Source organism: Pandoraea thiooxydans (genome assembly GCF_001931675.1).
Lineage (GTDB): Bacteria > Pseudomonadota > Gammaproteobacteria > Burkholderiales > Burkholderiaceae > Pandoraea > Pandoraea thiooxydans.
In genome coordinates, this window is the sequence record NZ_CP014839.1 from 519,737 (window position 1) to 540,399 (window position 20,663).

Genomic DNA, 20,663 nt, shown 5'->3' on the forward strand with positions numbered 1-20,663 from the left:
GAGCATCTTGAGGGCATTTTATGTCTCAAAAATGTTGTCGAACGTAATTCCTTCGCTGGCCGTAATGAGACGTGAAATGTCTCAATAAGGCGGGAGAATTATTGCGACTGCGGAATGAGCGTGCTGCTGGCGAAGTCTTCGTCGGTAGCTGCGTCCTTCCGTCCGACCGCGGCGAATGCGATTTTATGCTTTGCAGTCTCATCCCATCATCAAGGAGAAAAAATGGCTATCGGCAATGCAGTGCAACGGGGTAGTTACGTCTATGTGTATGACGAAAAAGGTCGCCAGCTCTACGGCAAGCCGGCGGGATCCGGTCCAGATGATGGGCTGAAGGGGTATACCTCAGGGACGGTCAATATCCGTCGTGGCTCTTACATCTATACCTACGACGAAAAGGGTGTGCAAAGAGGCAGCACGCCTGCGCGGTAGGTGGGCGTTGCCCGTATATGCGGATTGCGGCGTTCAAATGGCATCGATTGCGAAGGCTCGTTGGGTACCAAGCTTTTAACCGCCTTGCCCACAAAAAAGCAGGACAGGCCCGATCGCGACGCTAATTCCCAAAAACCTCAATTCATAGCAAAATGCTTGCCGAACTCCGAAACGCCTTTCGATACCTAGATCTGGCCAGCCGAAAATGGGGGAACACGTTCCGACAATGAATACACGAACTTACCTGGCATCGCTCGATGCGCATCGGTCCAACGGGAACTCCCTACGACTTACAAATCAGACGCCCCCCGAACCCGTCAGAGAGAGACATAAGACGGTCCGTTTATATTTCAGCGTCTCGGTTTTGTGCCTGATCCCGCCAAACCCGCATGGAGGGCGTCACGGCGTTCCAGACGCAGAGTGGGAAGGCGGCTGCGTCGAACGGGTTGAGGCTGACCTGAAAGCGAGGCTCTCGATGGCTGGGTTCGATGTCGCTTACCGGGAACACGTGCCCATCGATGAGGGGCGGCGGCTGTACGTCGCGCGCTTTGCCGTAACTGCGCTGTGTTCGTTTTCTGCAGACCAGGTATTCGCTGTCAGGAACGCTTTCTCGCGGTTCCGGATCAAGAAAAAGCCTTTGCTGAAAGAAAAGGGTGTCCAGGAAACAAAGATCTGGAACGCGTTGAAGAGTGATTACGTTGTGAACGCCATCTCTTACGAATACGCCGCTTCCCGAAATTTCGTTTATCAGGTGTCTATGGCGGGCACCGTCGAGCTCAAGTACGATATATCGCCCAGCCAAATAAGCGCAGCGGGAGGCCGCGTAAGGGATGCAATCGAATATTTCAACGGCGAGATCGCCGACACCCTAGAGCCAAGCGGCTTCAGTGTCATGCCGCAGACAACCGCAAGGCGGCCGAAGAACAACATCTACAAGTTCGATCTCAATCTTCAGAGATATTTCGCATTTTCCGAGGAGGACGTATCAGGAGACCTGGCCCTCTTGGACAAAGGCATGCCTCTTTCTGAAGTCGCAAGCCTCGGGATCGACTGCGACGGCGACGTCCTGCGAGAACATGTCTCATCGACCCGAATCGAGCTCGAATGCTGCGACTTCCCTCAGGGTAGTGACGTAATTCGAATTACGCTCGATCTCGTGGACTCCGATGAGGAGTTATGCGATTATTCAAATGATCTCGTCTAAATGATCTCATGCGGCGAAACGTAACACCATAGTTCGCCAAGATCTAGCCGTTCCATATCAATTACGGCCAGTTTTCGCAACGGCCCATCGAAAAAAAAGGAGTGCAAGATAATGGCCCACGAGGTAAGTGCAAAATTGCATACCAAGGCTCTTTCCAACAAAGACCTGGAAATTGATATCAAGACGGTTGATGGTGACAAAGCCTCGAGGCTTGGCACGTTGCTTATCAGCAAGGGCAATATCGAGTGGCTTCCAAAAGGAAACTCGGTCAACAAAAAGCGCCTCACGTGGGTTCAGTTTGCCGCGCTCATTGAGGATCAAGGCAAGAGTGTCAAGGTCAGGAAGTAGTGTCGTAGACTAACCAATCATCTGAGAAGGAACTCGCAAAAAGGGCTTGCGAGTTCTCTCAATTCAAGCGCTGGACGTCTGTTCCTGGAAATACACCGAATCTGCATCTGCCGATGATCCGGCATTGAAGTGTTTGCTGGGCACGGCGGCTGTAGCCTTCACTCCTGTCGCTTTTTCTGGCGATTTCATCGATCAATCAATGGCACAAGCGACTCGTCGTGCCACGGCCAGGAAAAAATTGAAGGCTATCGCAGACCGAGGGTATTACAGCGGTACGCAGATTAAGGCTTGCGATGACGCCGACATTGCTGTCATCCTCCCCAAAGTTACAACTCCAGCGCGAAGGCTCATGGCCGTTTTGATAGAGCAGAGTTTATCTATATTGCTCGAGATGACGGGTATCTGTGCCCAGTCGGGCAACGTGTGATCTACCACTTTACTGGTCTGGAGCATGGCATGTATCTGCGTCGCTACTGGAGTAGCGCGTGTATTGGCTGTGCCGTGAAACCGCGATGCACGCCGAGCGATTACAGGCGGATCACGCGCTGGGAGCACGAATCACTGCTTGAAGCCGCGCAGCGAAGATTAGACCGAGTGCCGGAAGCGATGACAGTGCGAAGGCGAACCGTCGAACATGTATTCGGGGCCCTCAAACACTGGATGGGCTATACACCACACATTTCCTGACTCGTCGGTTTGTCAATGTAAGCATCGAAATGAGCTTGCATGTGCTGGCATACAATCTCAAACGCGTCATAGCAATACTCGGGGTCGCGAGAACCATGAAGGCTATGCGACTGGTGCGGGCGTGAAACGCCCGGAGACCGTTCTGATACGGCGCCGAGCTGTCAAAATTTGACTGATATCCCTCAGTTACCAAGTGGCTGGGAAAATGCCAGCACGGAATCTCCGTTTGCCGACACCGCGTTTCGTGTTTCCGTACAGCCTCGACCCAATGTGATCGGTCGAGAGGGTGGAAAGCGGACGTTCGCAGTCGCTTAACGCTTCGTTAGCCGGCGCGCAGCATGAGCCGCGAAGCGGCGGCTTTATTGCTGCATGTCTGTATTGAATATCATGTCAGGGCTATTCGTTGCTGGGGCGAACGTGACTAATTTTTTGGGGGCGGAGTGCCCAACGGTCTGTCCCCCTTCCCAGCGAGAGACGGATGCTTCTGGGTATAAGCTCTTCCGTTTTCCCCAATTCATAACGCGAACATCTTCGCCTTTGTGACCAATGCTATTTAGGTTCGATGTGTTAAATCCAGGGCTATGCGAAAAGAGCAAAATGGCTTCAGCAAGAGCTAGTTGTTGGCGCGCCGCAGTGGATTCGATTGGCTCTTCTGAGCAGAGACGACCCACATAAATCTGGACCGGTGCAGACGTCCATACGTGCCAATTATGTTGAGCTAAACGCTTACCAAATGGCTGCTTAATTGCGCTTCCGAGATACAGTAAAACATTTTGACCATAAATTGGGTGGTCACCGTAGTACTGATAGAGACCGTAATCAACTTCCGTATGAAGTTGTAGCGCTTCTTCAAGAGTAAAAGGTCCTTGCCAATCGATATTTATGTCTTTCATCTTTAGTGACACCCGTATGGATGACCTGATCTGCTGGCTTTTTCAAACATTTGATGAGCCGCAATACCTGCATTTTGTGGCCATTTTTAAACCTCTTAGAAGCCTATCATAATATTTCATGGGCTATTTGTATCACGCTGTTAATGCGCTCCTACGGGGAGGTATGTGATGCATATTTTTCGAACTTGCGCTCTGCGCACTTCTTGCGGCTGTGTCTAACGCCGCATTAGCCAGCACGCCACAGACGTCGCGATGCGGCAAGCTGGGGGTGTCATTCGCGACCCTGAGCCGACTTTCGCATTTCAATCGGGGCAGAGGCAACTTACGGAGTGCTGCGGACAATCAGAGCGTTTGCTGGGCGCGAACTCCTCGGCTAAAGCTGCCGTTTAGCTGTCGTTCTGTCTGTGGCTGATTTAGGTCGCGCAACAGACGTTCAGAACTGTCCACGGAAGTCGGGGCGATTCTGGCGCACGCCCTCCATGACCCGCATTCCGGCCCCACAGAAAAGCCCACCAGTATCGGCGACCACATTGACGCTGCGCATAGCCCAATAGCATGTACCCCCCTGTATAATTAGCCACCTGGGATTGCATTTTCACCATTCAGCAACCGGACTAAGTCGCAACCGATGACAAGAGGGCTCTGCTCATGAAGATCGATGGGGTGTTTTACCAGTCATTCCTTTCCCAAATGGATCGTTACTCGGAAGAGGATAAACGCTGCATTGAGTCTGTCGTGAAGCGCCTATCGAAGAAAGACAGCACCTGCGAAGAGCGGCCGGGAATGCTTCTCGGAAAAATTCAGTCCGGAAAAACAAAGACGTTCATGGCAATCATCGGCCTGGCGTTTGACAACCAGTTTGACATCACCGTCATTCTGACTAAGGGCACCAAGGCGCTTGCGAAGCAGACTTATGCGCGGGTGAAGCAAGAATTCTCCAGCCACGTCAAAGAAGACCGCTTGCAGGTGTTCGACATCATGACCGTGCCGAGCGGCCTAACCAAGTACGAGCTGAATCAGAAACTCATTTTTATTGCCAAGAAACAGGTCGACAACATTGACCGATTGATCGCCCTGCTGGGAGAAAAGTATCCGGAGCTGAAGGATAAGGGGATTCTGGTTGTCGATGATGAGGCCGACTATGCCAGTGTTGGTTTCAAGAAGAGTGAAGGCGAGGTCTTGAGCAACAGGACGACTGAGCAATTGGAGCAATTGCGCACCTTGGCTGAGCACGCTGCATTCTTACAGGTTACCGCCACGCCTTACGCGCTGTATCTGCAACCAGCAGACATTGAAATCCAGGGGAAGGCCTTCAAGCCGATTCGTCCGGCGTTCACCGAATTAGTCCCGGTTCATGCTGACTACGTTGGGGGCGACTATTACTTCGATGAAAGCCAAGAGGAAAGCGCCTTGGCATCCTTTCTTTACTACCCGCTCACGGCTGAAGAACTGACAGTTCTGAAAAAGCAGGATGGACGCAAAGTAAAATTGGACAATGTCCTGAACGCCAAAGCGATCACCGGACTTCGGTCAGCAGTCTGCAACTTTCTGGTCGGTGCATGTATTCGCCGTTTGCAAGACGAAGACTATGGGAAGGCGCCTAAAAAATTCAGCTTCTTGTTTCACACAGAAGCGGGCAAAGAGGCACATGCCTGGCAAGAAAAAATCGTCGATACCCTTGTGTCAAGCCTGGCGAAGGCCGGAGCTGAATCGCCAACTCTGATCGAGCCCCTCCTCCAAGAAGCCTATGAGGAAATGAAGCCGTCGGTGACGACGCTGCAACAGCATTTACCCACCTACGCGAAGGTCCGTTCAGCAGCCTTGCAGATGTTAGCTGACGGGTCCGTGATGATCACCAAGGTCAACTCGGAAAAGCAGATTGAAGAGCTACTGGATGACGATGGTCAGCTCAAGCTTCGCACACCGCTGAATATCTTCATCGGCGGGCAGATTCTTGACCGTGGCATCACCATTGCGAACCTGATTGGCTTCTATTACGGCCGCAAGCCCAACGTGTACCAACAAGACACGGTACTCCAACACTCACGCATGTTTGGCTTCCGCCCCAAGGCAGACTTAGCTGTCACCCGGTTCTATACCGAGCCCACCATCTATGCAGCGATGAAGCGCATGCATGAGTGTGACGTTGCGCTTCGAGCCGAAATCGCGAAGAACCCTGAGCAGGCCGTCGTATTTATCCAGAAGGACAAGTCGGGCAAAGTGATTCCGTGTAGCCCCAACAAGATCATGTTGTCGAACACGACCACATTGAAACCGTTCAAACGGATGCTACCTGTCGGTTTCCAGACCTTGTCGAAGACGAAACTTACGCCGATCACAGACAAGATCGACAAGCGGCTGGACAGCCTCAATCCCAACGAGGGCTTTGAAGCCCCTTTTCTGATTGAACTTGATGTTGCCTTGGCTTTGCTCGATCAAGTACAGCCTTCGTTAGAAATGTTTGAAGACGAGGGCTACACCTTCGATTGGGATGCGGCAAAGGCAGCGCTGACTTACCTGGCCGGTCTCTCGAAGAAATCTGAAAATCGCAACAAGGTTTGGTGTCTGGTGCGCAAGAATCGTAACCTCAAACGCACAGTTTCGGTCGGTAGTCACGCGCAATACGCGGATGCTCCGGACTCGACCAAGACAGAAGGTCGGCTCCGCCAGCAATACTCAATCGACCACCCCATGCTTATCCTGATCCGCCAGAATGGATCAGAAGAAGATGAATGGCGAGGCGCCCCGTTTTACTGGCCAATCATCTCAGCTCAAGAAAATGCTCAGACGACCATTTTTTCGCATGAGACGCAGAAGAATGCCGACGTACAAGAGAATGACCAATAAGTAATCCCGCCAATTCGAGTGAGACAGCGATGCGCCATAAGACGAAAGAAATGCTCCGCAACGCCTTGTTGGCGCAATTGGGGGGAGGTCAGTGTATATAACCTTGCGAATATCCGGCGGAAACGCGAAGAACGGAATCACACGATCCCAGACATTCCGCCAAGCAGCACTGACCGTTGGCCCCACGGCCCTTCGGCAAACGCATCGAGTTCCGCCTGTGCGGCTTCAGCACTCGGTGCCGTGTAAATCGGGCGAATCGCGGCGGCCAATGCCTTGCGGTCCTTCCAACTGGCGTAAGCGAGACTGTTGCGGATCAGATGGATGATGCAGGTTTGCAGGGTGGTCGCCGGGAATACTGCGCTCAGCGCCTCCGGCATGCCCTTGAGGCCGTCGGTCACTGTGATCAGAATGTCGTTGACGCCGCGCGTCTTGAGATCGTTGAAAACATTCATCCAGAACTTGGCGCCTTCGGTGTTCTCGATCCACAGCCCCAGAATCTCGCGCGTGCCGTCGGGCAGAACGCCCAGCGCCAGATGGACCGCCTTGTTGCGTACGACCGCATCCTCACGGATCTTCACTCGCAGTGCGTCGAAGTACACGACCGGATACATCTGCTCAAGCGGCCTGGCTTGCCAGTCGGTGACTTCGGCCATGACCTCGTCGGTAACCGAACTGATGAAATCGGGCGAGACCTCGGTGCCGTATTGCTCCTGCAGGAAGCCCTGAATCTCGCGCACGGTCATGCCCCGAGCGTACATGGCGACGATCTTGTCATCGAAGCCCGTGAAGCGCCGTTCGTGCTTTGGAATCAGCAACGGCTCGAAGCTGCCGTCACGGTCACGAGGTACCTCGATACGAATCGGACCATCCTCGGTCAGCACCGTCTTGGCGCCTTTGCCGTTGCGTTGATTGGTCGCGTTGGCTGGCTTGGCCGCCCCGGCGGGATAGCCGAGATGGTGGTTCATCTCGCCGCCCAAGGCCCGCTCGGTCAGCGCCTTCTTGAGCGCCAGCGTCGCGGCGTTAATGGCTTCGGTCGTCATCAGGGCATTGCCGAACTGCTCAAGCAGCTCGGCGGGGATCGTCGGCAGCTCTGCCAGCGGGGCTTTCGGTTTGCGAGGCATACGTTCTCCTTGGGAGCATGTTATGCCTTAAACACGAAATCTCCGACAGTCCCGCCACCACCGCGCTAAATCATTCCCACTCTAACATCAACAACAAGAAAAACTCATTTTTTGACAATGACTTGCAAAACGAAGATGGCATGATGCCATGAAAAATACCATGAAATAACGAGACCTTTAGTTCTCAGGCACCTATTTCCTGTAGCGCGACATCGCGTATCCAATCGGCAGGGGCTTGAATTGCCGTTTCTTTCCCTTTCGGCGTTGTTCGGCCCGAAGCTGCCGGTAGTCGATCTCGCCCATCACGTAGTAGTCGCTCACGCCGCCCTTCACTTGCACCACATCCCGGGCATAGTCTTGGGCCGCAGGCGCCCTGATCCGACTGTCGCCAAATTTGCGATTGTTTGCCTGTACGACGAAGGCATGCAGATCGCTAGCAGTTGACTCAACAAGGGCGGAAAAGGTCTTTGTGTCCGGGTTCCACTCCAGGGCGAACAATGCGTCTATCTCTCCTCGCAGCGAATTGCGATGCAAAATGTTTGTAAGGTCGCTGCAAATCAGCAGCGAAAAGTAGAAGTCGCGATGCCCGTAAAGTGTCGGCTTGGCTTTTGCGCCAGTTGGCTTGTAGAGAACCCCAGCCTTTCCCAGTAACTTCCTGAGCTCCTGTCTCTCGCCGTGTGCGGGCTCGAACTTGGGCTGAAGGACTACAACGCTGCTTGCATACCCGGGCCAGTAGGTTGTCAATGAAACGAGGCTATCGTTCCTCAGCTTCCTGGTCGTTCGATCACGGTGGTACTCTACACCTGCCAGCAACGATACACCGTTGGCAGCAAGCTTGCGCGCGGCACGAAGTGCCCATCGCAGTGGAATACTGAGTTCCGGCATCACGATGTAATCAGGTCGCTTTTGCTCCTTCAGTATTCGATTGATCAATCCATTGAAGGCAACATATCGGTTTGCGGACCTGTCCTGCTTCCCGCTCGCAGCTGCAGCCCATTGAGCATCCGACGTCTCCAGACTTGTTACCGCAACTCGAATACGCTCCCTCGGCCGCCCAGGGGCAATGAAGTGAACAGTTGGAGAGTCTTCATCATGTGGCGAAAACCCAATTGGTCCCGCAGTGACCACCTCTGCGCCACGAAGGAAACGGATGACACTCCTGAAGAGCGCTGGGTCAGACAGTACAGCTGGCGCCACGAGCCCGATTTCGTCGATGCGAAGCGGCCGGGTAGGAAATGCCAGGGCAGGCCAATGCGGAACTTTGAGATCGGTAGCTTTGAGCCGGAACCGTCGTATTGCACCAAGTCGCAGTTGCCGTCGCACCTCCAATTCGCGAGGGACCTTCGGCCCCTCCTCATCAACTTGCTGATGCTGGAACCAGTGTTCTTTGTATGGTCGGCGGCCCCAGTCCGAAAGCAGCACTTGGTTCACCAGAGAGTCGAGTGACCGAACGGTAGCTGGAACCCTGATACTAGAGCTCAGTAATTTGAGCTTCCGAAGTACGCCTAAGTACCCAGGACTCAACTTGGCAGAACTTAGGGTGCCTGCCTGTAGCCCCGCCTGCATCAAGGCAAATGCGTACTGCTGCATGCAGAGTTCGAATCCGGCTTTCTGATCCGCTTGGCCGAGAGAAGTTGTCGATTGAAGGAGAGTGGAAATCGCGGCAAGATCAAGAATTAACTTTTTGGCTTGCTGGTTATCACCGCAGCTCAACATCAAGCCAAAAACACGCGGGATATAGCCGAAGTAGTCAAAGAACCCAACGGGCGTTACCACGTGTCGACTTACGAGGCCATAGAACTCCTCACGTAGCGATTGCCATGAAATCGGTGCCAAGTCTGCTGCGTACGTTTCAATGTCACTGAGGAGAAGTGAAAAACCAAGTCGCCGCACTGAGACCACATCGGCCTTCCTTAAGGCATCAGCTTGCAATGCGGCATTTGGAGTTGCGAGTAAGGCCCGAGAGGCCATCGCAATTCCTGAATCAGGCACCGATGGCAACAACCTATATTCGCTTGACTGCTGCCGGATTTGGTCTCTGATGTGATGGACGAGGTCCGAGCCATGGGCGGACGAGAGCGCAAAAATCTTCTGTTTCGGACCTGCGAAAACAAGATCGGAGTCCTTCGCATATGGAAACTTTAGGGAAAGCGAATCAGGGCACCCAGCGCCCTTCTTCACCGACACGAGTGGGGAAAGTGCTTCTGCAATGCGCGCGGTTACCCGTTGAGCGCTGTGATCTTCACCTATCGAGTCCAACACCAAAAAAATGTCATCAACATATCGCCCGTAGTAGAGGGGCTTGAGGTTGGCCACAACTGCGCGATCAAAATCAGCCAACAGGATATTCGCGATGATTTTCGAAGCGGAAAGCCCAACCGGGATTGCGCCAGCTGGCCGATGGACATAGTCCGGTGTACTCTGATACCAAGTACTGATGGCCTCAAGCAGTCGCTCAGTGAATCGCTTCTCCGCTGACGTCAGTGCGATTCCTACTGATTCCAAGAAGGCTTTTCTCAGCAGGAATTTTGGCGAAACGCGGTGATAGAACTTTTCCACATCCATCGTAATGGCCAGAATGCTCTTTCCGACCTCAAGGGCACTGCCCATGGAAGACAGCCCACGCTCACGCCAATCTCGATACGCAGAGAAGTACGGAACAAATAATCCAGGGGTGGAGAGGTTTACTCCGTTAGCACTGATTCTTTCGTCGGGAAGCCCGCTGCTTGATCTCCTGAGCCGATTGCCGAAGGAGGTCTTTCGATCCAATGCAGCGTCAAACAGATGTCCTACGAAAATAATCCATAGAGCTGACACGATTTGAAAATCAACCGTCGGTCTAATTACGAGCCGAAGCGCGGCGCGAGCTCTCTCCCCTGACTCATTGAAGCGGTGTAGCCAGTCCTGCTTGGGATCAAGCGCCCGGAAGTGGCCATCATTGCTCGCGTCCCATGCACCGCAATCTACGGACTTCGGCAAGTAGGCGTGATCACCGATGAAATCAAGGTCTTTCGGCCATGTGCCGGGGCGTTCCAGAAGGCGCGATCGGAGCCGGCGGAGATTGGCATCTAGATTCTGTTCGTACCTTGTGAAAGCCAGCGCATGAAAGTGAGTGTTCTCATAAAATGCCTCTGCCTTCGCTTTCCGATAGGCGACATACAAATTTCCCAGACTAAACATCTCTGACTGCGACGCTGGCATATGCCTTCCTCCCTGAGGTTCACAAGCCATTCAGTAATGACTAAACCTCGGTCTAATTCTTTTCGCCTCTGTGGCGCACTGCAGGTTACTCAAATGCGAACCACGCCCGAACGGCGTGCTTTGCCAAGCACTGGGACACGCGACAAAACAGCTCTAGCCTCGTCATTTCACAAGCTCCATCAGCTTGCCGAAGCTATCCACCACGTCGTACTTGACCTGCTCCGGGGCGAATTTCTTGTTGATGTCGTCGAAGAACCTGCGGGCGCACTTGATCTTGGTTTTCTCAATCTCGCGCAACTCCATGCTGGACATGGAGCCCTTGGTCTCGGCCACGAAGTAGATGTGTTTGACCGCACCTTCCTTGAATGAAATGGCCCAGTCGGGGTTGTAGTCGCCCACTGGCGTGGGGATCAGGAACCCGCGTGGCAGCTTGGCGTAGACCACGACATCGCCGCTGGTGTCCAGTTCCTTCACGAACTGGCGTTCGATGTTGGAGTCGGTCAGCACGTAGTCGTAGATGTGCCGTTGCAGCTTGTCGCCGGCCTTGCTGAAGTCCTGCTTGGTCAGGCCAGCCGTGAAGATGTCGAGGTCGAACTTGTCTTCCACCGGGTCATAGGCCAAGTGCTCGATGATGACCGTGGCCTTCTGCTCGTTAATCAAGCGGATAGCCTCGGCGATGAAGCTCTCGGGGTTGGTCTTGAACTGCGCGAAGACCGCGACGTTCATGCCCTTAAGGATTTCAGCAATCGTGCGGCGGGTGAGCTGCGTGCCTTCGGCCAGCTTGCCGATCAGGTCGTACCTGACGGCCGAATGCACCGACAAGCGGTTGACTTCGGTTTCCGTGGCCTTGAGCTTGAACGCTTCGCCGGACTTGATGCCGTCATAGGTAACGGCCTCGGCCTGCTCGCCGCGCTGGATCGTGTACTGCAACGGGGTGACACGAAGGCCCGCGTCTTTGTCGTTGAGCACGGCCACGGCCTTCTGGACCAGCTCGGTCTCTGCGAAGCTGACGCTGTAGGCCGCCTTGCGGTTGATGCGGCTCCACAGGGCTTTGAACTCTTGCTTGTCGAAGTTGGCGTTGAGCGGGTTCTTCTTGGGGCGGCGGTCGTCGCCGATCTCTGGCAGTTGGCTGGCACTGAACACGCTGTCGATCAGCTGATAGACCTGGGTTGCATAAGGCTTCAGTTCTGGCGGCAGTTCGGCCAACACCTCCGCCTTCTTTGCGTCGTGATACGTGCCGGTGATGCGGTCGGCATCGTCGGTGTAGTCGTTCTTGAGAAGGTACTTGTAGATCTGCTTGGCCAGTTGCGGGGTGACTTCCACGTCGCCGGTGGCCGTCTTCAACACCTTGCCAGTGAAGAAGGCTTCATCGGCCACCTTCGGACGGGCAGACAGCGAGTCGCTGATGTCCTTCTGCAGCGCCGCAACGAAGTCCTTATAGCTCTCGCTGGCCACCACGGTGAGCACGTTCACGTCATGGACGATGGCTGGATGGTCCATGCGGTCGCCGTGCTGGTTGACGGACAGGCGCAGGCCCCGGCCGACTTCCTGACGGCGCGAGATGGTGTTGTCGCTGTGCTTGAGCGCGCAGATGACGAACACGTTCGGGTTGTCCCAGCCTTCGCGCAGTGCCGAGTGCGAGAAGATGAAGCGCACCGGCTCGTCCAGTGACAGCAGGCGCTCCTTGTTCTTCAGGATGAGGTCATAGGCCTCCACGTCGTTGGACAGGCCCGCGTTCTCGCCCCGCTTCTCGATGTCAGGATCAACGTCGCGCTTAGTCTTCTTGTCGATGGAGAAGTAGCCGCTGTGGGTCTTCTCGGCGGTGATGCCCTTCAGGTACTTGACGTAGGGCGTCTCGTCCAGGTCCAGCATCTCGTTGAGGTAGAGGTTGTATTCCTCTTCGAAGATGCGGGCGTATTCCCCTTTCTCGTCGGGCTGCGAGTAGTCGCGGTACTTGGCCACCTCGTCGATGAAGTACAGCGTCAGCACCTTCACGCCTTGCTGGAACAAGGCCTGCTCCTTGTCGAAGTGGGCCTTGATCGCCTCACGAAGCTGGATGCGGCGCAGTGCCGCCTCGGTCACGTCGCCGGTGGCATCACCCACCGTCAACTGCAGCCCGTTGGTGAAGCTCAAGGTGTCGGTGTTGGCATTGATGTCCGACACCACGAAGCCGTCGCGGTACTGATCCAGCCCGTTAGAAAAGCCGTCTGAAAAGAGGTTGTCGCCCTTGGACAGCTTCTTGACCACACGCTTGATGTTGCCGCCCGCCAGCTTCTGCTCAAACTCGACACGGGCCTCGGGCGGCTTCTTGCTCGAAATCTCGATGGATTGCAGGTACAGGTAGCCCGCAGTGCCCGCCAGGCCCTTCACCGCAATGCCGCGCACGGCGATCTTTTTCACCAGCTTCTGGTTGTAAGCGTCCAGCGCGTCCAGTCGGTGAATCTTGTTGTGCGTGGTCTTGTGCGTGGCGGAGTAGCGCAGCACCATCAAGGCCTTGAACTCCTCCAAGGACTTCAAGGTCTGTGCGCCTTCCATCTTCTGCGGCTCGTCCAGGATCAGGATGGGCCGGTTCGCGCTGATGACATCAATCGGGCGGCGCGACTGGAAGTCGTCCAGAACATCGTAGATGCGCAGGTTGTCTTTGCCTTTGGCATTGAACGCCTGCACGTTGATGACCATGACGTTGATGCCCGCATCCGACGAAAAGCTCTCCAGGTGGTGCAGCTGCTTGGAGTTGTAGATGAAGAAGCGCGCCTTCTTCTGGTAGGTCTCCAGGAAGTGCTCGGCGGTGATCTCCAGCGACTTGGCCACGCCTTCACGGATGGCGATGGTGGGCACGACGATGATGAACTTGCTCCAGCCATAGCGGCGGTTCAGCTCGAAGATCGTCTTGATGTAGCAGTAGGTCTTGCCCGTGCCGGTTTCCATCTCCACGTCGAGGTTGACGCGGGCGACCTTGTTCTTCACCAGAGTCTCGGACAAGGGCAGGTTCTGGCCGCGCTGCACCTGGTGGATGTTGTCCAGCAAAGCAAGGTCAGTCAGCGCCAGGTCTGCGTTCTTGAAGCCGGAGTCAGAAAACAAGTCTTCCGTGCCCGTCTTGGCTTGGCCGGGGTCGATGCGATAGGTGATGGCCTCCGCAGATGCGGGCGGCTGGCCCTTGAAGCAGTCCACCACGGCTTGCACCGCCGCAGTCTGGTACGCCTGGGTTTTGAACTTGAGTTTCATCGCCGGCCCTTCAAATGCACTTCACTTCAGTAGCAGGCGACAGCAGCTTGAAGATTTGCTCTACGTTGATCTTGACCGAGCTGTCTTTGAAACCTGCGTCGCGGAACACCACGCGCAGCGGCTGCACCTTGGCCAGCTCTTTCACGAAGTCTTCATCGACACCGCCGTGACCGTCGAAGCAGGCGGCCAGCGCATTGCTGTCCACGAAGTAAACGTCCTTTCCTTGGATGGTCTGCTTGGCGATAGGCAGAGCAAGGTCGACGCCCCAATCGAGCATCACTTGGAACAGCAGGTCTTCCGGCGTGCGGTCGGGTTTGATGTTGTCAGTTAGACCCATGAGCGTGCCTTGGTTCAAGGCATCGGGAGAATAGAAGACATCCGCCATGTTGGATGTGTCGATTTGGAGCAGCCGGAAGCCGACATCGCGCTTCCAATCATCGTGTCCACTGGAACTCAAGACCTCTTTGCCGCACCTGCGTAGTCGTTCAAGCGTGATTGCCGAGATAGTGGGGAAGCCTTTTCGGTGAGCTTCTGAGTCCTCACTACAGGATTCGGCGACTTGTACAGCGATGAACCGCCTGTTGATGCCGTCCTCCGCGTTGGCTGCCATTAGGGCATGCGCGGAAGTCCCTGAGCCAGCGAAAAAGTCAAGGAAGATGTCCCCGTCTTGCGCCGCAACCAAGTTGAGGATGCGTCGGATAAGTTTGGTGGGTTTAGGTGCATCGAAAGGGTTCTCGTCGTCGAACAAATCCTTGAGCTCTTTCGTCGCCTCACGGTTCTCTCCGGCGTAATCAAAAGGCCACCAAGTCCATGGCACCATGCCGTCTTCTCGCTCAGCCCAGAACTTTTTGCGCTGGGCCATGCCGTTTCCATCTTTGCCGAAGTAGATGCGGTTGTCCGCGACAAGCTCCTTAAACTTTTCCTGGGTCGTCGACCAACACCGACCAGCTGGCGGCATCAAGACCCGTCCACCCGGTGTAGTGATCGGATAGGTCAAGTTCGGCCGGATATTTGGTGCGTGGAAGGGGATGGGCAGCCAATCACCACGGGGGTCATTGTCACGGTTGGCGTAAGTTGCTCGCTGCTTCTCGTCGGCCTCGACGCGCTCGATCTTGGCCTTGCCGATATCCCGCGCGTAGACAAGCACGTATTCATGAGCGGAAGAGAACAGTCGTGCGTCATTCCTTCTGGTCAGTGTCTTCTGCCAAACAATGCAGGCTACAAAGTTTTCGCTACCGAATACCTCATCGCAGATGCTGCGCATTCGGGCCACTTCGTTGTCATCGATGGAAATGAAGATTAGCCCGTCGTCCTTAAGCAGATTGCGAGCGAGTTTGAGCCTGGGAAAAATCATGGACATCCAGTCCGAGTGAAAGCGCCCGTTGGCTTCTGAGTTGAGAACCAGACGATTGCGCTCCTCATCCACTTGACTGGACTTTGAGAAGTACTCAGCGGCACTACTCGCGAAGTCATCCTCGTAAACGAAGTCTCGTCCCGTGTTGTATGGCGGGTCGATGTAGATCAGCTTTACCTTTCCTAGGTAGGTCTCTTGCAGCAGTTTGAGAGCCTCCAAGTTGTCGCCCTCGATGAATAGGTTCTTCGTGGTGTCGAAATCCACACTTTCTCTGCGACAGGGGCGAAGAGTTTTTGCAATTGGTGCGTTGGCAGTCAACAAGGCCTCACGCTTGCCCGGCCAGTTGAGGTGATAGCGTTCCTGCGGGCCTTCAACAACCACATCAGAAAGCTCCTGCCGTAGTTGATCAAAATCGATTGCCAGCGTGGCGTTGCCATCCTCTCCCCTTGCCTCGGTCACGCAGCCTGGGAAAAGCTCGCGAAGGCGAGCAATGTTTTCCTGCGCGAGATTGAGCGAATGCATTTTGAGTTTGTCCATGTTTTTTCTCTGGTCACTGTGCTGCCGGTGCAAGGCGTCAGCGGCTCAATTGTTCAAGTTCGGTTTTGAGTTGTCGCAGCGTGGCGTTGATTTCCACTTTGCGATTGAATTGCTTCTCTTTGGCAAGGCGTGCCTCGGCCTTTGCAACTTCATTGGCCTTTGTCATCACTGCCTCTGTACGTGCAACTAAGTCGCGCAAAGGCTCTTGAGTTCTTGGAGCAATCGGCACCAATTGGTGCAGCAACTGCTCATAAAGCCCACCTAGGTCAAGGGCAAGCGGCAGTGGTGCGCGCTCAGAAGTAGCGGGCATCCATCCTGACTCGAAGTAGGCAGAAGAGACCCAGCTTGCCGCATCGGCTTCGCTGGGCCGCTTGTATGCAGCGACCACTTGTGTCTTTGCCTCGGCTCCTTGGCCCTGAGTCAATTCGAAGATGATCGGGAACTGCACCGCGCCGTCGATGCAACGGAGCACGTCATGGTGTAGCTCGGGGGTCTTCAGTTGGATTGCGAAGACTTGAATCTCTGGCACGCCTGGCTTTGCGGCCAGGTTGATCGTCTCTGGTGCCAGTTTGTAGCGCCAGACGATCTGCTCCACCTGTTCCACGAACAAGTCTTTCTGGCGAGCGTTCGCGCCGCTGTGCTCGTAGATCTTGTTCTTGGGCAGTACGCGACCAAACTCCGCTTGCTTGGGGTAGGCGAACAAGGCGCTCATCCCGCCTCCTGGATCACCAGGAAGGTGATGAGTTCGAAGTCGTCCAAGCCCGAGATGGTGTTGGTTAGCGCCGTGGTCTTGCCGCCGGTGAACAGGCTGTCCAGGTCCTTCTCTTCCTTCACCTCGATCATGGAGCGAATGGCCTTGCCCAGTAGGTCGGAGTACACCTGCATCTGTCGGCCCTCAGCCGTCTCTTCATTGAAGAGCTGGGTCGCTTGCGCGATGGGCTTGTCTTGGCCCTTGCAGCAGGTACGAGCCAAGTCCAGCAGGCGCTTCACCTCGGTGTGGTCGTGCACCACATGGCCAGCTCGGTCGATATAGACGAAGTAGTAAGGGTGCAGCCGGTTGTGCTGGTTGACGTTGACGCCCGTGTTGAGGTTTCGCAGCGTGAAGATGACGCCGGGGTGCAGGCCCATGGCGGGCTTGGCGGGTACCACGGCATGCATGCCGTTGGGCACGTTGCTCAGTTCGCCATGCTCCTTGACGTAGTTGAGCAAGTCCATGCGGAAGTCGTTGAGGCCGAGGTCGGTGATGGACACGCCGGTCTTCAGGTCTTCCAGCTCGATGACTTCCTCTTGCAGGCGGCGCAGCTGTTCCTTGCGGTATGACACGTCGTTGGCCTGGGTCGATAGCACGTTGTCGTCGCCGGTGGCCGTCACGTCCGCAATCATCATGCGGCTCTCCACCCTGTCTTTGAGGTTGATGTACTCGTCGAGGGTGATGTCGGGCCAGTAATTGACTAGCTGGATGCTGGTGTTGGGAGAACCGATGCGGTCCACGCGGCCAAACCGCTGGATGATGCGGACGGGGTTCCAGTGGATGTCGTAGTTGATGAGGTAGTCGCAGTCCTGAAGGTTTTGGCCCTCCGAGATGCAGTCCGTACCGATCAGCAAATCGACCTCCGCGGGCTCTCCAGGCAGCACCACAGCCTTCTCCTTGGAGCGCGGGGAGAACAGCGTCAGCAGCTCTTGGAAGTCGTAGCCTTTTTTCAGCGTGGACTTTGGCGCGCCCTTACCGGTCACTTTGGCAGTGTGCAAGCCATGGGCTTCTTGCAGCACGGGGGCGAGGTTGGCATAGAGGTAGTCGGCCGTGTCCGCAAAGGCGGTGAAGATCAGCACTTTTTTGTTGCCGGGGTTGATCGGGTTGGCGATCTTTTCCAGCAGGTGCGCTTTGAGGTGTTGGAGCTTGGCGTCGTCTTTTGGCGTGATCTTGTTCATCGAGGCCAACAGGGTGTCGATGAGTTCGAGGTCGCCCTTCAGGTCGCGCTCCCACGAAGGCAGGTCCATGTCGCCAAGGCTGATCTTGACCTTGCCCCCGATCTCTCCGGTTTCGTCATCGAGGATCGGCAGTTCGTCGTCGTCGCCTTCAAGGTTTGCCAAGACTTCGGTCAGATCACCCACGCTGGCCGACACGCCCGACTGGTTGAAGGCGGCGATCTTCGCCAGGGTGCCTTGGTGATTGCGGCGCAAGGCGTTCAAAGTCAGCCGGAATGATTCGACAGAGCTTTCCAGCCGCTTGAGCAAGTTCACCGTCATCAGGGCCTGGAGGCTCTTCTCGCGGTCGGCTTGCTTGAGGGTGCCTTTGCCGCCGACCTTGGTGTCGTAAGCCTCTTCGTACTTCTTGAGTCGGCTGGGCAGGATGTAGCTGACCGGTGCGTACACCGCCAGCTTCAGCAAGGACAGCTGGGCAAAGATGTCATTGAAGCCCATCACGTCCGTGCGTGCGGTCAGCGGGCTGTGATACGACAAGGGTTTGCGGCGCTCGGGGAATTGGCCGATGTCCTTGGTGTCGTAGAAGGTCTGGATGTGTTTGCGCGAGCGTGCAATGGTCACGCTGTCCAGCAGCTCGAAGAAGTCGAAGTCCAGCGAGTCGAGGATGGCGCGTGCAGTGCGCTCCTCGGGGGGCAGCTTGGCCCAGTTGTTGAACGCGGTCTGCGCGCCGCGAAAGATTTCTTCGACGCTCTTGGCCGCCTTGAGCTTCTTGCTGAGGATTTCAGAATCGCCTTCGTAGGCCAGCGCCAGCTGATTGCGCAGGTCGGCAAAGCGGTTGTTGACCGGGGTGGCTGACAGCATCAGCACCTTGGTCTTCACGCCCTCCTTGATGACCTTATTCATCAGCTTCTGGTAGCGCGTCTCCTTGTCCTTGTAGGCGTCGTTGTTGCGGAAGTTGTGGGACTCGTCGATGACCACGAGGTCATAGTTGCCCCAGTTGATCCGGTTCAGCGGGGTGCCGAAGGATTCGCCGCTGGTGCGGCTGAGGTCGGTGTGGCAAAGGACGTCGTAGTTGAAACGGTCCTTGGCGAAGATATTGGTCTTGAGGTTGCGGTTGTAGTTGAGCCAGTTGTCGGCCAACTTCTTGGGGCATAACACCAGGACGGACTTGTTCCGCAGCTCGTAGTACTTGACCACGGCCAGCGCCGTGAAGGTCTTGCCCAGGCCCACGCTGTCGGCCAGGATGCAGCCGCTGTAGGTTTCCAGCTTGTTGATGATGCCGGTGGCTGCGTCTCGCTGGTAGTTGAAGAGCTTCTTCCAGATCAGCGTGTCCTGATAGCCGGTGCGGTCGTTGGGGAGCACGTCCTCGTCGATCTCGTCCAGGAACTCGTTGAAGATGTTGTAGAGCATCAAAAAGTAGATGCTCTCGGGCGAGTTCTCCTGGTACACCGAAGCGATGTGCTCGCAAATCTGCGCAGTCACGTCCTCCAGCTTCTCGGGGGCGTTCCAAATCTGGTCGAACAAGCTGAGGTAGGTGGCGGCGAAGGCAGGCTCGTCCATCTTGTTGACGAGGTTGGATACGGCATTGCCTTGCTGGTAGCCGAGGTCCACAGCCGTGAAGCCATGGAGCGGCATGTAGGCGGTGTCCGCGCCGCTGGCCTGGACCACTGCGAAAGACTGCATGGGTGCCTTGGTGCGGTTGCTCTTGAACCGCGCCTTGCGGCGCATCCAGTCGGCGCATTCCTTGGCGATGGCACGCTGGGTCAGCTTGTTGCGCAGCTGAATCTCGAATTCGCTGCCGTACAGGCTGCGCTCGCGGTCGAGCTTGGGGATGTGGAATTCCTTGCGCTCTTTGCGAATCTTGTCGGTGACCTCGCTGGCCGTGAAAGTGGGAGAGGTGAAGATGAAGCTGAGTTCGTCGACCTTCTCCAGCTCGGCCTTCAAGGACTCGAAGGCGTATATCGAGAAGCACGAAGCGGCAATCTTCAGCCGTGACTTGGGCGCTAGCGTCGCCTTGAGGTCGTCACCCAGCAACCGGGTGATGTTGTCAATCAGTTCCACAGAAGGCCTGCCGTTTCAGTTGCCAGAAAATTACTTCTTTTTGTTATCATTTTTTCCGCCAGACACCGTTGAGACAGTCGCTTCTTGCTCTCGAGGAGCGACCTTATAAATGGTTGTCCGAGAGACCTTGTAGCGCTCCGCGATTTGGCCGACCGGAATGGTTGGGTCAGACATCAGGCGCTTGATCTCCCTAATTTGTCGTGCATCCAGCTTCGGCTTGCGTCCTCCAGAGCGGCCACGCGCCCGTGCAGCAAGCAAGCCTGCCTGTGTTCGCTCCCGAATCAGGTTGCGCTCGAACTCTGCCAATGCCGCGAACACATGGAAGACCAGCTTCCCGGCCGCGCTAGTGGTCTCGATCTTCTCGGTGATGCTCTCGAAGCCAATTCCTTTTTCCTCCAAGCCCGCGACGATCTGCACCAGGTCAGGCAGGCTACGCCCGAGCCTATCCAGTCTCCACACGACGAGGGTGTCCCCCGCTCGCAGCGCTTTCAGACAATGGTCAAGCTCCTGTCGAACAGCAGTCTTGCCACTCGCCGCCTCTTCGTAGATGGAACCAACCCCTGCCAGGCGCAGCGCGTCGCGCTGCAGGTCCAGGTTCTGGTCGTCTGTCGAAACGCGGGCATAGCCGATCCGTTGATTCATTGACAGTTGCCGGACGTTGAAAAATTGATGGGAATTTTAACAGATTTAGGGCTTACAGGCGGACAGTTAGTATGCAATTTGCTCGAGTCCGGAAAACCACCGTTTCATGGTCAAACTCGACCCGTCGTCGTCCTGCAGCTTAATGACAATTTGGCCCATGAGTGGAACGAAAGCTGAACACGCGGTGGCAG

11 protein-coding genes and 2 pseudogenes are annotated in these 20,663 nt (G+C 55.6%); 5 read left to right on the forward strand and 8 right to left on the reverse strand.

Annotation, left to right across the window (positions count from 1 at the left end; translation table 11 throughout):
• Positions 1–114: 114 nt before the first annotated feature.
• From PATSB16_RS02395 to PATSB16_RS02410, 4 genes and pseudogenes are all read left to right on the forward strand, one after another.
• Positions 115–429, forward strand: coding sequence for a hypothetical protein (locus PATSB16_RS02395; RefSeq protein WP_237170282.1), 315 nt, complete (start codon positions 115–117; stop codon positions 427–429).
• Positions 430–655: 226 nt separating this feature from the next.
• The gene (locus PATSB16_RS02400) at positions 656–1,633 is read left to right on the forward strand and encodes a hypothetical protein (protein WP_156884568.1); all 978 of its coding nucleotides are present in this window, start codon (positions 656–658) and stop codon (positions 1,631–1,633) included.
• A gap of 111 nt (positions 1,634–1,744) precedes the next feature.
• Complete coding sequence (locus PATSB16_RS02405) at positions 1,745–1,981, forward strand: hypothetical protein (RefSeq protein WP_047212463.1); 237 nt, start codon at positions 1,745–1,747, stop codon at positions 1,979–1,981.
• Between the two features lie 199 nt (positions 1,982–2,180).
• Positions 2,181–2,793 (forward strand): annotated as a pseudogene (locus tag PATSB16_RS02410) (transposase); the annotation flags it as partial.
• A 234-nt stretch (positions 2,794–3,027) separates the two neighbouring features.
• Here PATSB16_RS02410 and PATSB16_RS20760 read toward each other — a convergent pair.
• Positions 3,028–3,561, reverse strand: a complete 534-nt coding sequence (locus PATSB16_RS20760; RefSeq protein WP_156884570.1) for a hypothetical protein — start codon at positions 3,559–3,561, stop codon at positions 3,028–3,030.
• Positions 3,562–4,209: 648 nt separating this feature from the next.
• Here PATSB16_RS20760 and PATSB16_RS02415 point away from each other — a divergent pair.
• Positions 4,210–6,408, forward strand: coding sequence for a Z1 domain-containing protein (locus PATSB16_RS02415; protein ID WP_047212464.1), 2,199 nt, complete (start codon positions 4,210–4,212; stop codon positions 6,406–6,408).
• Positions 6,409–6,498: 90 nt separating this feature from the next.
• Here the strand turns inward: PATSB16_RS02415 and PATSB16_RS02420 are convergent.
• The 7 genes and pseudogenes from PATSB16_RS02420 to PATSB16_RS02450 all read right to left on the reverse strand — a co-directional run.
• Positions 6,499–7,529: pseudogene (locus tag PATSB16_RS02420) on the reverse strand (IS256 family transposase); the annotation flags it as partial.
• Positions 7,530–7,721: 192 nt separating this feature from the next.
• A complete protein-coding gene (locus PATSB16_RS02425) occupies positions 7,722–10,730 on the reverse strand; it encodes an RNA-directed DNA polymerase (RefSeq protein WP_047212465.1) in 3,009 nt (1,002 codons plus the stop codon).
• A 162-nt stretch (positions 10,731–10,892) separates the two neighbouring features.
• On the reverse strand, positions 10,893–13,955 hold the full coding sequence (locus PATSB16_RS02430) for a type III restriction-modification system endonuclease (RefSeq protein ID WP_047212466.1): 3,063 nt from the start codon (positions 13,953–13,955) through the stop codon (positions 10,893–10,895).
• A 10-nt stretch (positions 13,956–13,965) separates the two neighbouring features.
• Positions 13,966–15,846 carry a site-specific DNA-methyltransferase gene (locus PATSB16_RS02435; RefSeq protein WP_047216201.1) on the reverse strand — a complete coding sequence of 627 codons (1,881 nt, stop codon included), beginning with the start codon at positions 15,844–15,846 and terminating at the stop codon, positions 13,966–13,968.
• A gap of 37 nt (positions 15,847–15,883) precedes the next feature.
• On the reverse strand, positions 15,884–16,558 hold the full coding sequence (locus PATSB16_RS02440) for a DUF4391 domain-containing protein (RefSeq protein WP_047212467.1): 675 nt from the start codon (positions 16,556–16,558) through the stop codon (positions 15,884–15,886).
• Positions 16,555–19,830 carry a helicase-related protein gene (locus PATSB16_RS02445; RefSeq protein WP_047212468.1) on the reverse strand — a complete coding sequence of 1,092 codons (3,276 nt, stop codon included), beginning with the start codon at positions 19,828–19,830 and terminating at the stop codon, positions 16,555–16,557. The genes PATSB16_RS02440 and PATSB16_RS02445 overlap by 4 nt, the downstream gene beginning before the upstream one ends.
• A gap of 30 nt (positions 19,831–19,860) precedes the next feature.
• Positions 19,861–20,472 (reverse strand): recombinase family protein, encoded by a 612-nt coding sequence (locus PATSB16_RS02450; protein ID WP_047212469.1) that lies wholly within the window; start codon positions 20,470–20,472, stop codon positions 19,861–19,863.
• Between the last annotated feature and the right edge of the window lie 191 nt (positions 20,473–20,663).

Excerpts from the sequence above, each read along its gene's own strand:
- PATSB16_RS20760 (WP_156884570.1), bottom strand. The coding sequence starts at position 3,561 with ATGAAAGACATAAATATCGATTGGCAAGGACCTTTTACTCTTGAAGAA.
- PATSB16_RS02405 (WP_047212463.1), top strand. The coding sequence starts at position 1,745 with ATGGCCCACGAGGTAAGTGCAAAATTGCATACCAAGGCTCTTTCCAAC.
- PATSB16_RS02440 (WP_047212467.1), bottom strand. The coding sequence starts at position 16,558 with ATGAGCGCCTTGTTCGCCTACCCCAAGCAAGCGGAGTTTGGTCGCGTA.
- PATSB16_RS02415 (WP_047212464.1), top strand. The coding sequence starts at position 4,210 with ATGAAGATCGATGGGGTGTTTTACCAGTCATTCCTTTCCCAAATGGAT.
- PATSB16_RS02425 (WP_047212465.1), bottom strand. The coding sequence starts at position 10,730 with ATGCCAGCGTCGCAGTCAGAGATGTTTAGTCTGGGAAATTTGTATGTC.
- PATSB16_RS02450 (WP_047212469.1), bottom strand. The coding sequence starts at position 20,472 with ATGAATCAACGGATCGGCTATGCCCGCGTTTCGACAGACGACCAGAAC.
- PATSB16_RS02430 (WP_047212466.1), bottom strand. The coding sequence starts at position 13,955 with ATGAAACTCAAGTTCAAAACCCAGGCGTACCAGACTGCGGCGGTGCAA.
- PATSB16_RS02435 (WP_047216201.1), bottom strand. The coding sequence starts at position 15,846 with ATGGACAAACTCAAAATGCATTCGCTCAATCTCGCGCAGGAAAACATT.
- PATSB16_RS02395 (WP_237170282.1), top strand. The coding sequence starts at position 115 with ATGAGCGTGCTGCTGGCGAAGTCTTCGTCGGTAGCTGCGTCCTTCCGT.
- PATSB16_RS02400 (WP_156884568.1), top strand. The coding sequence starts at position 656 with ATGAATACACGAACTTACCTGGCATCGCTCGATGCGCATCGGTCCAAC.